The sequence below is a fragment of the Mesorhizobium sp. M1142 genome, from assembly GCF_040318565.1.
Lineage (GTDB): Bacteria > Pseudomonadota > Alphaproteobacteria > Rhizobiales > Rhizobiaceae > Mesorhizobium.
Genome location: NZ_JAMYMK010000015.1, coordinates 1 through 12,406 on the forward strand (window position 1 = coordinate 1; position 12,406 = coordinate 12,406).

General features: G+C 60.7%; 17 protein-coding genes. 12 read left to right on the forward strand and 5 right to left on the reverse strand.

Going from position 1 to position 12,406, the window contains the following annotated elements:
* Positions 1-247: pentapeptide repeat-containing protein (locus tag NKH42_RS22200; RefSeq protein WP_352737496.1), on the reverse strand; the 247-nt coding region annotated here is incomplete at its 3' end.
* A gap of 365 nt (positions 248-612) precedes the next feature.
* On the opposite strand from NKH42_RS22200, the gene NKH42_RS22205 reads away from it, so the two are divergent.
* Both NKH42_RS22205 and NKH42_RS22210 read left to right on the forward strand, forming a co-directional pair.
* A complete protein-coding gene (locus NKH42_RS22205; RefSeq protein WP_254816855.1) occupies positions 613-822 on the forward strand; it encodes a hypothetical protein in 210 nt (69 codons plus the stop codon).
* Positions 823-825: 3 nt separating this feature from the next.
* Positions 826-1,017, forward strand: coding sequence for a hypothetical protein (locus NKH42_RS22210; RefSeq protein WP_352751999.1), 192 nt, complete (start codon positions 826-828; stop codon positions 1,015-1,017).
* A gap of 348 nt (positions 1,018-1,365) precedes the next feature.
* Here NKH42_RS22210 and NKH42_RS22215 read toward each other — a convergent pair whose 3' ends face one another.
* From NKH42_RS22215 to NKH42_RS22230, 4 genes are all read right to left on the reverse strand, one after another.
* The gene (locus NKH42_RS22215; protein ID WP_352506573.1) at positions 1,366-1,773 is read right to left on the reverse strand and encodes a hypothetical protein; all 408 of its coding nucleotides are present in this window, start codon (positions 1,771-1,773) and stop codon (positions 1,366-1,368) included.
* A gap of 255 nt (positions 1,774-2,028) precedes the next feature.
* Entirely contained in the window at positions 2,029-2,301 is a 273-nt protein-coding gene (locus NKH42_RS22220) for a hypothetical protein (protein ID WP_254816851.1), read from the reverse strand.
* Positions 2,302-2,755: 454 nt separating this feature from the next.
* Complete coding sequence (locus NKH42_RS22225) at positions 2,756-3,364, reverse strand: YdeI/OmpD-associated family protein (RefSeq protein WP_254816850.1); 609 nt, start codon at positions 3,362-3,364, stop codon at positions 2,756-2,758.
* A gap of 105 nt (positions 3,365-3,469) precedes the next feature.
* Entirely contained in the window at positions 3,470-3,754 is a 285-nt protein-coding gene (locus NKH42_RS22230; protein WP_352752001.1) for a hypothetical protein, read from the reverse strand.
* 321 nt (positions 3,755-4,075) lie between these two features.
* On the opposite strand from NKH42_RS22230, the gene NKH42_RS22235 reads away from it, so the two are divergent.
* The 10 genes from NKH42_RS22235 (at position 4,076) to kdpC (ending at position 12,378) form a co-directional block, all read left to right on the forward strand.
* A complete protein-coding gene (locus tag NKH42_RS22235) occupies positions 4,076-4,510 on the forward strand; it encodes a DUF3597 domain-containing protein (protein WP_352752003.1) in 435 nt (144 codons plus the stop codon).
* Between the two features lie 409 nt (positions 4,511-4,919).
* Entirely contained in the window at positions 4,920-5,150 is a 231-nt protein-coding gene (locus tag NKH42_RS22240) for a hypothetical protein (RefSeq protein WP_254816847.1), read from the forward strand.
* Positions 5,151-5,378: 228 nt separating this feature from the next.
* Positions 5,379-5,567, forward strand: a complete 189-nt coding sequence (locus NKH42_RS22245; RefSeq protein WP_352752005.1) for a DUF3606 domain-containing protein — start codon at positions 5,379-5,381, stop codon at positions 5,565-5,567.
* Positions 5,567-5,749, forward strand: coding sequence for a hypothetical protein (locus NKH42_RS22250; RefSeq protein ID WP_352649580.1), 183 nt, complete (start codon positions 5,567-5,569; stop codon positions 5,747-5,749). The genes NKH42_RS22245 and NKH42_RS22250 overlap by 1 nt, the downstream gene beginning before the upstream one ends.
* 113 nt (positions 5,750-5,862) lie before the next feature.
* A complete protein-coding gene (locus tag NKH42_RS22255) occupies positions 5,863-7,344 on the forward strand; it encodes a hypothetical protein (RefSeq protein WP_352974435.1) in 1,482 nt (493 codons plus the stop codon).
* Positions 7,345-7,676: 332 nt separating this feature from the next.
* Positions 7,677-7,766 (forward strand): K(+)-transporting ATPase subunit F, encoded by a 90-nt coding sequence (locus NKH42_RS22260; RefSeq protein ID WP_023675300.1) that lies wholly within the window; start codon positions 7,677-7,679, stop codon positions 7,764-7,766.
* 25 nt (positions 7,767-7,791) lie between these two features.
* A complete protein-coding gene (gene kdpA, locus NKH42_RS22265; protein ID WP_352752008.1) occupies positions 7,792-9,495 on the forward strand; it encodes a potassium-transporting ATPase subunit KdpA in 1,704 nt (567 codons plus the stop codon).
* A 7-nt stretch (positions 9,496-9,502) separates the two neighbouring features.
* A complete protein-coding gene (locus tag NKH42_RS22270; RefSeq protein ID WP_352649577.1) occupies positions 9,503-9,712 on the forward strand; it encodes a hypothetical protein in 210 nt (69 codons plus the stop codon).
* Positions 9,709-11,796, forward strand: coding sequence for a potassium-transporting ATPase subunit KdpB (kdpB, locus tag NKH42_RS22275; protein WP_352752010.1), 2,088 nt, complete (start codon positions 9,709-9,711; stop codon positions 11,794-11,796). Before NKH42_RS22270 ends, kdpB begins: the two co-directional genes overlap by 4 nt.
* A 12-nt stretch (positions 11,797-11,808) precedes the next feature.
* A complete protein-coding gene (kdpC, locus tag NKH42_RS22280) occupies positions 11,809-12,378 on the forward strand; it encodes a potassium-transporting ATPase subunit KdpC (RefSeq protein WP_352752012.1) in 570 nt (189 codons plus the stop codon).
* Positions 12,379-12,406 lie beyond the last annotated feature (28 nt).

Here is a 12,406-nt window from a genome sequence, read left to right on the forward strand (position 1 = left end):
GATTTGCCGCACGGAGATTGGTGTTCCTGAGGTCGGTCGAAGTGAAATCAACACCGAACAGGTTCGCCCCGCTCAGGTCCTGTCCGTCTAGGATGAGAAGCTTCTTGTCACACTCTTGCCAATTGACGCCAGGCGTCGCGGCGGCGTCGCAATTTTGAGCGGCAGCGGCGTTCTGCCAAGCAAACACAGTGCAAACCGCTAGAACCAAGCCGGATGTGCCGTAAGCTCTGGTTCGCCTCAAAGTCATTGTTGCTGGACCTCTGCTACTCGCCGACACTCACCCTTACCACATCTGCTGACACTCGAGCCACGGTGACCACATGGCTGTGCTCGCGGCGCAGTGGGTCAAGCCTGGCGTGAAGCTCCGCGTCAAACAGCTTCGCGGCGAATTCTAGGCGGCCAGCTTACATTAGCCAGAGTGAACAGAACGTGATTACGGGCCAGGCCTTCACACCTTCGCCTTGCACCAGCCCGCCCACCTAGCATGCCCCGCCATCGCGAACGGCCCAGCACGGGCGAAAGACAAGCTCCTTCCTGGCGCTGCGCCGCGTGCAGTTGGAACAAATGGGATCGACGCCGGTTAACAATCGAAGGGACCGCAAACGAAGCGGTATGATGATGATTGATATTTTTAGCTTCGAACTGGCCAATGCCAGGCTGCGCGTTAAACGGGCCGAGCGCTCGCTGAAGCGTGCGAATGAACTGTTGTTGAACGATGGCTGTGTCGCCGTCAATCTCGCGTTGTGCGACCGCATACGGTCTGAGCAAAAACGCGTGATTGAGGCCCGGGAACGCATGACGAAGATCGATCGGAAGAATTGACCCATGATGCTCGCGACCCTCCACCTTGAAACTGCGAGATACGGCGACGAATATCGCGTCGCAAGGCTAGCGCTGCTGAGGCAGCAAATGATACGGCACATCAAGCGCACAGACGCCTCGGCGCAGAAAATCGAACAATCGCTGGCAAGATTGGCCGAAGCAAACACGCTCGGGGACCGGCTCGCGCAACAGTAGGTCCGCGCGCTCTACCGTCGTTTGACGATGACCCCGTCATGCTGCGTCGCCAACAACAAGGCTGCATCAACGTCGCACCTGCGCTCGCTGGGCGTCGCGCCCCAAAAGCACAAGGCAGTCGTTTCGGCGAAGATCCAAGAAGTGTCGATATTTTCACCTTCCTGGGGACGCAGGCACAACGCCAAAATGAAGGCCGCGATAAGCAGCATGGCAGGCAGAGGGGCGCGCGAAGGCTACTGAGCGGCTTTCATCTCGCCGCACTCTTGCCTCAGATCAGCCTACAACCAATCGGCCCGCGCTTCACCAGAAGCACGGGCATTGATAGGCTCGGCACTATCGCCGCCCCGTCTACCGCGGGACCGCTGGTATTCCCGAGACTGAGCGCTCTGTTTCGCCGGAGAAAACCACGAAGGCAAAGATCAGCACGGCGGCAGCGACAATCATCGAGCCGGTGGCGACGATCGGCTCGAGCGCCGGATTTCCCTGCAGCATCAGGTAAAGCGCCGGCAGCATCACGACCAGGCCGAGATTGTAGACGCCATAGTGGATCATCGCGGTCCTGCGAGCAGCCTTTGCCGGGTTCAGCGCATAGTAGCCGCCGAATATTGCACTGGTGACCCATCCCAGCAGGTTGATGTGCGCGTGAGCCGGAAACGCGCCGTGATCGCCTGAAATTGCCATCTGCAGGCCAGCTGCAATTCCCAGAATAAGAAAGACGATGGCTGTCTTGAAAAAAAGCTCCGAAACCTTAGGCATATCATTCCCCCAAACCCGTTTTGCCGCCGCATCATGCTCTGGTTCCGGCGATCTTGCCAAGGGGACCGTCGGGCCTGCGGCACCATTTGTCGCCGGCCTGACGGCCCGTCGGCAGCCGGGCCTCGCCGGTTGCGAGTCCAGCCGGCAAAAAATATGCGCTAATTTAATTGCAATATCACCCGCCAGGCTTCCATGTCGTTCTCACTAAGGAAGTCCTGCACAATCGTGGTGCCATACGCGCCAAAGGTCTGCCCGTCAGTGTTCCAGCAAGGCCTCGCCGAACTTCTCCCACAGCTGAGCGCAATCTGTAGCTCTGAGGCTGGGGGTTCCGAGTGGGCCATATCTGATGACGGCGGCGTGAACATCATAGCCAACGATAGGTGCATTGGCGACAAAGTGGATAGCCTCACCCAATCGGCGAGAGCCAATTGGCGCGTCGGTTTTGTTGGTGATGTCGAAGACACCACGAATGTCCGCTTCCTGGTTCCTGGCTGCCAACGCAGCCGCCATTTCCCTTTCGTGCATCATCGAAATCTCTCCGATCGGTCTAAGTCTAAGAACCGCGGCTTGTGCCGGTCCGGCAGCTGGCAACCGGCAAATTGAAGTGCCTTTTGCAGCATCTCGATTGGCTCTTGCTGCGAGCCACTCCGCCCGCTGCCGCGGCAAGCCGATAAGGCAACTGCCAGCGAAATCCGCAGGCACGTCCACGGTCGCATCAAACACGGCCCACGTGCCAGTCGGTTCCTGAACGGGCAAAAACCTCATAACAGCAGATGCTAATATACTATGCCGACTGTGAGGACGAGACTTTTTCCTGCATCCACTAAACGAATGAGAGATGGTGTCGAAGTGCCGGGCGACGCTCGTCGAAAAGAATCGTCTGCGACATCGCCAGGATCGGAGATGGGCCTGAGCCGGCCGCATTTCGGGAGTCGCCGCAAGGGACAAGCACAAGACGCAGCACACAAACGCGGTCAAATGTTCATCCAGAATCGCGATTTCGTTGCGGATAGATGGTCTCGCCGCGCTTCAGCATCGCCACGAACGCCGCGATCTTCTTCTTGCGCCCGGCTTCGGTCTTCATGTTGTGGATGCGGAAGGCGAGCGCGAAGCGGTTTTGCCCGCTGAGCTTTGCCAGCATCTCCTTTGCCCTGGGCTCGGCGTCTATTGCCGCCTGGAGGTCGTCGGGGATCTTCATCTCCTTGCCGCTCTTGTAGGCGCGCGCCCAGCGGCCGTCGGCCTTGGCCGCATCGACCTGCCTCAGCCCGTGCTCGGTCATCCGGCCCTCCTCGATCAGCCGGGCGACATTGTCGACATTGATCTGGCTCCAGGTGCTCTTCTTGCCGCGCGGGGTGTAGCGCTGCAGATAGCTTTTGCCGTCGAACGCCTTGCGCACCGCGTCGATCCAGCCCCAGCACAACGCCACGTCGATGGCTTGCTTCGGCGTGATCGACGGCAGCCCCGAATCGAGCTTATGGATCTTGATCCAGACTTCGTCCTCGCTGTCGTGATGCTCGCCAAGCCAGGCATGGAAGCTTTCGGCATCCCTGAACTCGCGCACCTTGGCGGGGTCGACCTTCACGGGCGCCATCAGCCGATCCGCCGGTGACCCAGGCGCGTAACGACGCCGAACCGCGCCCTCATATCAGCTCCAAGTCCGATATCCGCAGGCCTGTTGATTCCCGCCGGCACGCATTCAGCCCGCACGATTGGACGTGCCGAGGACATGGGATTTCCGGCGGCAGCATGACGCCGTCGAATGTCTGCGTGAACATCGCCGCCGCAAAGAACGCGTCTCTTCGGTGGCGTCGCTGTGCCAGCCGAGCCGCTTGCCGGACTCGATCTCGTAGACAATGACCGGGGACTGGGTGGTGCCGTGCCCGCCGTAAACCGCGAAAGCGCCGGCCCATTTGACCGACGGATCGTCCACTGCCCAAACCGGCGAACGTTCGAGCCTGTCGGATGCAACGACTGCTGTCATGGCTTCGTTCCTCTCAGCGAATTGCGAACACGAATCTAGATGATTTTTCTAGTCTGCGTCAGCAAAACTGGCTGGCAACCATTCCCTCGTCCATTGCGCGTGACGATTTGTTGGTCCGCGATCCGACCTATTCTACTCTCGGGCCGGATCACTGGGCCGATTCCCCAATGCAACCAAGCCTTTACCCTTTAGCCATTTTTGAGTTGCCCCTGCGTTGCGTTCGTGGTCCGGTACAACCAGGGCGCTCAATGCGGCATTCGGCAACGGTCGCCTCACCGACCGTCAAGGCAACACACCGTCGAGCCAACACAGGAGATAGCAATGGGCATTTTCGACAGTATCAAAGGTGCGATTTTCGGAAACGCGGTTGCGGCCGAAGCGCCGCCGGCGCAACCGTCTCCCGCGCCTGCTTCGAGCACGGCCACCCAGCCGACGGCGCCTACCCGATCCGCCCCGGCTGCAAACCCGGCTCCGGCCGCGCCAGCCGCGCTGTCCTCTGCCCCGGACATCGCTGCCATTCTCGACAAGGCCGTGGCCGCGAAGGGGCAGAAGCTCAACTGGAAGAATTCGATCGTCGACCTGATGAAGGCTCTAAATATCGACAGCAGCCTCGGCGCCCGCAAGGAGCTTGCCCACGAGCTGAACTACACCGGCGATATGAACGACACTGTAACGATGAATCTGTGGCTGCACGACGCACTGATGAAAAAGCTGGCCGAGAATGGCGGCAAGCTTCCGAGCGACCTAGCCGCCTAGAGTCACAAGACAAGCAATTCCAGGAAAACGTGTGAACGGTTTTCCGTCCGGAATTGCGTCAAACAAAAAAGACAGACCGGTTCGGCGTTTCCGTGAAACGACGAACCGTCCCAGTCCTGCCCGCACCGTGGTTCTTGCTGCGCTGGCTTTCGGGCGCAACCGAGCAGACCACACCGCCAAGCATCAGACTGCCAGTAAATAAAATTGAGACCGATCCCGGCCGCCGGGATTGGGCCTATGGCGAAGTCGCATGGCACAAAAGCGCTGCCGCCTCCCGCCCGGACTGCCTCCCGCAAAACCGACGATTTCGGTCGCTGCCCACGCGCTGGTAGGACCACCATTTTGCTGGCGAAACGCGACGTTCGGCGTATCATTCTCCCCGGAGAGAGTTCATGGTGGGAGGAAGCCAATGAACGTGGTGCAGAGGGTGACTGTCGCCGACTTGACGGCCCAAGAGCTTGTTTCATCTGCGCTTTCACGGTTCGGTGCCGGCGACACCATATCGACGAGGGCGATGCTGGACATCGTTCGCAGGACGGCCCCGGCCTGCGGCAACAGTGACGACGATCTGGTCGAGCTTATCGTCATGACGGCCGTTGGTAGGACCATGGGCGTCGTGTTCGACCATCGGTCCCAATAAAACAATCCGGAACGAATACCAGGCTGCGCCCAGGAGCAGTGGCGGGCGGTTGGCAGCGCCGCCAAAGAGGCCAGCCTATTTGTGCGCGAAGGCCGGCCTGACGCCAAGCCCCTGCTTTGAGCAAAACCGCCGCGCATGCCGGGTCATGCCCGAGGGCAGAGCGACATGCTCGACGGAACTCGCTGAAATCTTGCCCGTTATGCTCTCGTCGAGATGAGGAGAGCTGCCATGGCCGACGACAAAACCAAGACCGACAGTCGCGACCGCTCACGAGCGGCGGGCGGCGAAGACTACGAGGTACGTCACTTCGCCGAGGAAGCGGGCATCACCCCGGATCAGGCACGCACGCTGATCAAGCGTCACGGCACCGACCGCAAGGTGCTGAACGAAATTGCCGAAAGCATAAGAGCGTCGTAATGGCTGACAAGAAAACCGCAATGGCCGACCGCAAGACGCGTGATCCGGACGAAAAGGAGGCTCTGCGTCTGGCCGAAACCACCGACGTTTCGCCGAAGCAGGCGAAGGATCTGATGCGCAAGCACGGCAAGGACAGCCCGAAGGTCGCGAAGGAAGCCAAGAACTTCAAGGCCGAGGGCTGAGCCGCCGAGCCGGTCGGACGCGCGGTACAGGGGTGTGGCCGCAATCCTGGAGCTTATCGGTTTTCTAACAAATTCGGCCTATCCCTTCCGCTATCGCGGCTCAGGGATGCCATATGCGCGGGATATCTGGTGAGACGAGGCCGTCGATAGGCGATATACCGCATGTGAGGTTGGTATTTTGCCTGCTGGCGGCGGTCGTGATGGCGGCGGCGCTCCTCGCCTTTGCCACCTCCCTCCTGCAGGATCCTGATAGCTGGTGGCACATCAAGGTCGGCATGGATATGCTGGCAAGCCGCACATTCCCCACCGTCGACGTCTATTCCTACACTTTTGCCGGCCAGCCATGGATCGCCAAGGAATGGCTCAGTCAGCTTCTCCTTGCAATTGCCTTTGAAGCCGGCGGCTGGAACGGCGTGGTGCTGCTGGCGACTGCAGTAATCGCGCTCACGATCTTCTTGACGTCGTGGTATCTCAGCGCGTGGTTGAAGCCGACGCTGGCGATAGGACTGACGCTGGTTCTCGCGCTCTTGATCGGGCCAATCTATGTCGCCCGGCCGCACATCTTTACCTTGCCCATCATCGTCGTCTGGACCGCCGGTCTTTTCCAGGCCGCACGCAACGAGAAAGCGCCGCCTTTGTGGCTGCTGACGCTGCTTTGCCTGTGGGCCAATCTCCATGCCACCTTCACCTTCGGTTTCGTCATCGCCGCCTTCGCCGGCCTCGATCTCGTCATGCGCACGCGCTTGTCGAACCCCCGGCTGCTGGCCAAGTGGACCGCTTTCGGGCTGCTTTGCCCGCTGGTCAGCCTGTTCAATCCCTATGGCGTCAAGGCCATACTCGCCACGTTCACGGTGGCCTATGGCAATGAGGCGGTGCCTTACATTGCGGAGTGGCAACCCTTCGACGCCTCGCGGCACACCCTCCAGGAGGTGGCCCTGCTGGTGGCGTTTTTCGGGCTGCTCGTGTCGAGATTGCGCATTGGCTGGGCCAAGGCGCTGTTCCTTGTCTTCACGCTGCACGCCTATCTCACCCACATACGGTTCATGTACTTGTTCTTTCTTCTTGTCCCGGTGGTCCTTGCCGTTGAGGTCGCGCAACAATATCCAGCGCTTTCAGCCGAGAAATGGGCGGCGGAAAAGCGCGACGGACTTGAACAATTTTTCGCACGGCAATTTTCCAGGATTTGCGCTGGCCTTGCCGTTTTGCTGGTTTTGGCGGCTGCCGCCTTCACGACCTATCCGGTCGCGCCGAGCCAGAAGACCTCGGCGAGGGACGCACTGGCCTTCGCCCAAACCCATAATCTGTCGGGCAATCTGCTGAACTCCTACGATTTTGGCGGTACGCTGATTTTCCATGGCATCAGGACGTTTATCGACGGCCGCGCGGATCAGCTCTTCCTGAATGGCTTTACGGAAACGGATGAGCAGACTGGGCACAGCCGGGGCAAGCCGATCCTGAAAGCCCAACTCGAGAAATATACGATAGGCTGGGCATTGTTGACCGCCGACGACAGCCGCATTCCGTTCTTCGACGAACTGGGCTGGAAGCGGGCCTATGCGGACGATTACGCGGTGATCTACACCCGCGCGGACTGAGCCCCGGCAGCTTCGCGCGCCGGTGTGCACATCCCTCCTGAAGCTGTGGCCAGCGCCGAGGCGGCGAAATCCTTATGGGATTTTGATTTCTTTGCTCCGCGTCCCGTCTCGACCCTTTATGGCACTTTGATCCATATTCGCCGAAGCGATGTATCCGGCCGCCGATATGATGCGGCGACGGGTTTGGGTAGTTTGTTAAAGTAAACAATCAAATACAACGTAAGGAAAATGCGCAATGGATATAGTTGTTGTCGCGATTGGAATCGCGTTCTTTGCTCTATGCTTCGGCTACATCAAAGCCTGCGACAATCTGTAAGTTTATGGGATCTAACATGCTTTTCGACTATATCCTCGGCGGCGCCGTGACCTTGTTTCTTCTCGCCTACCTGACATACGCCCTCGTTCGCCCGGAACGCTTCTGATCTCCGCTGGCAAGGAGCCAACCCCATGACAATCAACGGATGGCTGCAGATCCTCGTCTATTGCGGGATCGTCGTTCTGCTGGCCAAGCCGCTCGGCGGCTACATGTATCGCGTTTTCAGCGGCGAGCGCACATTCCTGTCGTCAATTCTGGCCCCGCTCGAGCGCGGGCTCTACCGCATAGCAGGGACCAGCGAGCGCGAGGAGCAGCACTGGACCTCTTATGCGGCGGCCCTGCTGTTCTTTAACCTGGCCGGCTTCCTGGTGCTCTATTTGCTGCAACGGCTGCAAGGCGGCCTGCCCTACAATCCGGCCGGCATGACCGCCGTCGAACCTGGGCTGGCCTTCAACACCGCCGCCAGCTTCATGACCAACACCAACTGGCAGAACTACGGCGGCGAAAGCACGATGTCCTATCTGGTGCAGATGGCCGGCTTGACCGTGCAGAATTTTCTGTCGGCGGCGACCGGCATCGCCATTGCGGTCGCGCTGATCCGCGGCTTTGCCAGGGCCTCAGGCAAATCCATCGGCAATTTCTGGGTCGATATGACCCGCTGCACGCTCTATCTGCTTTTGCCGTTCTGCATCGTCCTGACGCTCGTCTATGTCTATCTCGGCATGCCGCAAACGCTCGCCGCCTACGTCAACGCGACGACGCTCGAAGGTGCGCAGCAGACCATCGCAGTCGGGCCTGTCGCTTCGCAGATCGCTATCAAAATGCTTGGCACCAATGGCGGCGGTTTCTTCAACGCCAATGCAGCGCATCCCTTCGAAAATCCCGACGCAATTTCCAACCTGATCCAGATGGTGACGATCTTCGCCCTCGGCGCGGCGTTGACCAATGTCTTCGGCCGCATGGTAGGCAACCAGCGCCAGGGCTGGGCAATTCTGTCGGCTATGGGCGTGCTGTTCATCGCCGGCGTTGCCGTCTGCTACTGGGCGGAAGCCGCAGGCAATCCGCTGGTCCATGCGCTGGGCGTCGACGGCGGCAACATGGAGGGCAAGGAGAGCCGTATCGGCATCGCTCTGTCGGCGCTGTTTGCCGTCATCACCACCGCCGCTTCCTGCGGCGCGGTCAATGCCATGCATGACAGCTTCACCGCACTTGGCGGCATGATCCCGATCATCAACATGCAGCTCGGCGAGGTTATTGTCGGCGGCGTCGGAGCCGGCTTCTACGGTATCCTGATGTTCATCGTCATCGCCGTCTTTGTCGCCGGGCTGATGGTCGGACGTACGCCCGAATATCTCGGCAAGAAGATCGAGGCCAAGGAGGTCAAGATGGCGATGCTGGCCGTGCTCTGCCTGCCGCTGGCAATGCTGATCTTCACCGCTATCGCGGTGCTGCTGCGGACGGGCGTTGCTTCCATCGCCAATGCTGGTCCACACGGCTTCTCCGAGGTTCTCTATGCCTACACCTCGGCCGCGGCGAACAATGGCTCCGCCTTTGGCGGTCTCAGCGGAAACACGCCCTGGTACAACGTAACGCTCGGCATCGGCATGCTGATGGGCCGCTTCCTGGTCATCATTCCGGCGTTGGCGATTGCTGGCTCGCTGGTTGCGAAGAAGACCGTCCCTGCCTCCGCCGGCACCTTCCCGACCGACGGTCCACTGTTCGTCGGGCTGCTGGTCGGTGTCATCTTGGTCGTCGGTGGCCTGACCTTCTTCCCGGCCCTGGCGGTCGGACCGATCGTCGAGCACCTGGCGATGATTCACGGTCAGACATTCTGAAACGGCCATGCCCTGGTTCAAGATCATACCTCGAAAGGTCCGGCATCGCCCCGAGCCGGAGGGAGAGAAAACGCCCCCTCCTTTCCCGACGCTGTCCACATTCCTCGCTATTGCGGCAGCCTTGATCATGATCTGGCTGCTGGCTTACGGGCCGCCGCACCTTCGTTCGGCACAGGATCGACCGGTCAACAACATCGACACTGGAGCCACCAAATGAGCCCGTCGAAATCCGTGAGCATCATGGATACCCGCATTCTGTGGCCCGCTATCGCCGGTTCCTTCAGAAAACTGAACCCGCGCACCTTGATGCGGAACCCGGTGATGTTCGTCGTCGCCGTCGTCTCGGCGCTCACTACCGTGCTGTTCGTCAAGGATCTCGTTACCGGCGGCGGCGATCTTGGCTTCACGCTGCAGATCATCATCTGGCTGTGGTTCACCGTGCTCTTCGCCAATTTCGCCGAAGCGGTGGCCGAAGGCCGCGGCAAGGCGCAAGCTGACTCGCTGCGTCGGGCGCGCACCGAGACGCAGGCCAAGCTGTTGAACGATGGCGACCGCAGCAAGTTCAAACTGGTGCCCGGCACCAGCTTGAAGGTCGGCGACATCGTGCTTGTTGAAGCCGGCGACATCATCCCCTCGGACGGCGAGGTGGTCGAAGGCGTGGCGTCAGTCAACGAGGCGGCCATCACCGGCGAATCCGCACCGGTCATCCGCGAATCCGGAGGCGACCGTTCGGCGGTGACGGGCGGCACGCAGGTCTTGTCCGACTGGATCCGCGTGCGCATCACTGCGGCTGCCGGCCATACATTCCTCGACCGCATGATCTCGTTGGTCGAGGGCGCCGAGCGCCAGAAGACACCCAACGAGATCGCGCTCAATATCCTGCTCGTCGGCATGACGCTGATCTTCGTGCTGGCCACGGCGACGATCCCGAGCTTCGCCTCGTATTCGGGCGGTCATATCTCGGTGACGGTGCTGGTCGCCCTGTTCGTTACGCTGATCCCGACCACAATTGGCGCCCTGCTGTCGGCGATCGGCATTGCCGGCATGGACCGCCTGGTGCGCTTCAACGTGCTCGCCATGTCGGGCCGCGCCGTCGAGGCGGCCGGCGATGTCGACACGCTGCTGCTCGACAAGACCGGAACCATCACGCTGGGCAACCGCCAGGCGACGGCATTCCGTCCGGTCAAGGGCGTCACCGAACAGGAACTGGCCGACGCGGCCCAGCTTGCCTCGCTTGCCGACGAAACGCCGGAAGGCCGCTCGATCGTCGTCCTGGCGAAGGAAAAATACGCCATCCGCGCCCGCGACATGGCAAGCCTGCACGCGACTTTCGTGCCCTTCACCGCGCAAACCCGCATGAGCGGCGTCGATCTGGAAGGCTCCTCGGTCCGCAAGGGCGCAGTCGATGCGGTACTTGCCCACGTCAACCTCTCGACGGTTGCCACAGGCCGTACGCGCAACGACACCGTCCGCGACCTTCAGGCGATCGCCGACGAGATTGCCAAATCGGGTGGCACTCCACTCGCGGTCGAGCGCGACGGGCGCCTCCTCGGCGTCGTCCATCTGAAGGACATCGTCAAGGGCGGCATCGCAGAACGCTTTGCCGAATTGCGCCGCATGGGCATCCGCACGGTGATGATCACCGGCGATAATCCGATGACCGCGGCGGCGATCGCGGCGGAAGCCGGCGTCGACGACTTCCTTGCCCAAGCGACGCCCGAGGACAAGTTGAAGCTGATCCGCGACGAGCAGGCCAAAGGCAAACTTGTCGCGATGTGCGGCGATGGCACTAACGATGCGCCGGCCCTCGCGCAGGCCGATGTCGGCGTTGCCATGAACACCGGCACGGTCGCGGCGCGCGAGGCCGGCAACATGGTCGATCTCGACAGCGATCCGACCAAGCTGATCGAGATCGTCGAAATCGGCAAGGCGCTGCTGATGACGCGTGGTTCGCTGACCACCTTCTCCATCGCCAACGACGTTGCCAAGTATTTTGCCATCATCCCGGCAATATTCGCCGTCTTCTACATCGCCCCGGGCCAGACCGCCGGGCCGCTGCAAGCGCTCAACGTCATGCATCTGGCGACGCCGCAGAGCGCTATCCTCTCGGCCATCATCTTCAACGCGCTGATCATCATCGCGCTGATCCCGCTGTCGCTGAGGGGTGTCAAATACCGCGCGGTCGGCGCCGGTGCGCTGCTCAGCCGCAATCTCATTGTCTATGGCCTCGGCGGCGTCGTAGTGCCCTTCGTCGGCATCAAGATGATCGACATGGCCATCACCGCTCTCGGTCTCGCATAAGGAACCATGTCGATGCTCAATCAAATCAGACCCGCGATCGTCATGATCGTCTTCTTCACCATTCTGACGGGTTTGGTCTATCCGATCGGCATGACCGGCATTGCGCAGGCGCTGTTTTCACGCGAGGCCAATGGCAGCCTGATCGAGAAGGACGGCAAGCTCGTCGGTTCCGAGCTGATCGGCCAGGCTTTCGAAAGCGACCGCTACTTCCATGGCCGCCCGTCGGCTGCCGGCGACGGCTACAATGCCGCCGCCTCGGGCGGCTCGAATCTCGGGCCGACTAACCCGAAGCTCATCGACAGGATCAAGAGCGACGCCGAAAAGCTGAGAGCCGAAAACCCGAACCAGCCGGTACCGATAGATCTGGTCACCACGTCCGGCAGCGGCCTCGATCCACATATCAGCCCGGAGGGCGCCTATTTCCAGGTCGCCAGGGTGGCCAAGGCCAGGGGCGTCGATGAATCCAGGATCAAATCGCTTGTCGACAGCCATGTCGAAGATCGCGAATTGGGATTCATCGGCGAGCCGGTGGTCAATGTGCTGGCCCTCAACCTTGCGCTGGACGATGCGATGAAACAGTAAAGGACCGGCGCCGGGATCGACACCGAAG

Bases quoted from the DNA above. Each gene is read 5' to 3' on its own strand.
- kdpA (WP_352752008.1), top strand. From the start codon at position 7,792: ATGACAATCAACGGATGGCTGCAGATCCTCGTCTATTGCGGGATCGTC.
- NKH42_RS22255 (WP_352974435.1), top strand. From the start codon at position 5,863: ATGCGCGGGATATCTGGTGAGACGAGGCCGTCGATAGGCGATATACCG.
- kdpC (WP_352752012.1), top strand. From the start codon at position 11,809: ATGCTCAATCAAATCAGACCCGCGATCGTCATGATCGTCTTCTTCACC.
- NKH42_RS22240 (WP_254816847.1), top strand. From the start codon at position 4,920: ATGAACGTGGTGCAGAGGGTGACTGTCGCCGACTTGACGGCCCAAGAG.
- NKH42_RS22220 (WP_254816851.1), bottom strand. From the start codon at position 2,301: ATGATGCACGAAAGGGAAATGGCGGCTGCGTTGGCAGCCAGGAACCAG.
- NKH42_RS22225 (WP_254816850.1), bottom strand. From the start codon at position 3,364: ATGGCGCCCGTGAAGGTCGACCCCGCCAAGGTGCGCGAGTTCAGGGAT.
- kdpB (WP_352752010.1), top strand. From the start codon at position 9,709: ATGAGCCCGTCGAAATCCGTGAGCATCATGGATACCCGCATTCTGTGG.
- NKH42_RS22260 (WP_023675300.1), top strand. From the start codon at position 7,677: ATGCTTTTCGACTATATCCTCGGCGGCGCCGTGACCTTGTTTCTTCTC.
- NKH42_RS22210 (WP_352751999.1), top strand. From the start codon at position 826: ATGATGCTCGCGACCCTCCACCTTGAAACTGCGAGATACGGCGACGAA.
- NKH42_RS22270 (WP_352649577.1), top strand. From the start codon at position 9,503: ATGCCCTGGTTCAAGATCATACCTCGAAAGGTCCGGCATCGCCCCGAG.
- NKH42_RS22215 (WP_352506573.1), bottom strand. From the start codon at position 1,773: ATGCCTAAGGTTTCGGAGCTTTTTTTCAAGACAGCCATCGTCTTTCTT.
- NKH42_RS22235 (WP_352752003.1), top strand. From the start codon at position 4,076: ATGGGCATTTTCGACAGTATCAAAGGTGCGATTTTCGGAAACGCGGTT.
- NKH42_RS22245 (WP_352752005.1), top strand. From the start codon at position 5,379: ATGGCCGACGACAAAACCAAGACCGACAGTCGCGACCGCTCACGAGCG.
- NKH42_RS22230 (WP_352752001.1), bottom strand. From the start codon at position 3,754: ATGACAGCAGTCGTTGCATCCGACAGGCTCGAACGTTCGCCGGTTTGG.
- NKH42_RS22205 (WP_254816855.1), top strand. From the start codon at position 613: ATGATGATGATTGATATTTTTAGCTTCGAACTGGCCAATGCCAGGCTG.
- NKH42_RS22250 (WP_352649580.1), top strand. From the start codon at position 5,567: ATGGCTGACAAGAAAACCGCAATGGCCGACCGCAAGACGCGTGATCCG.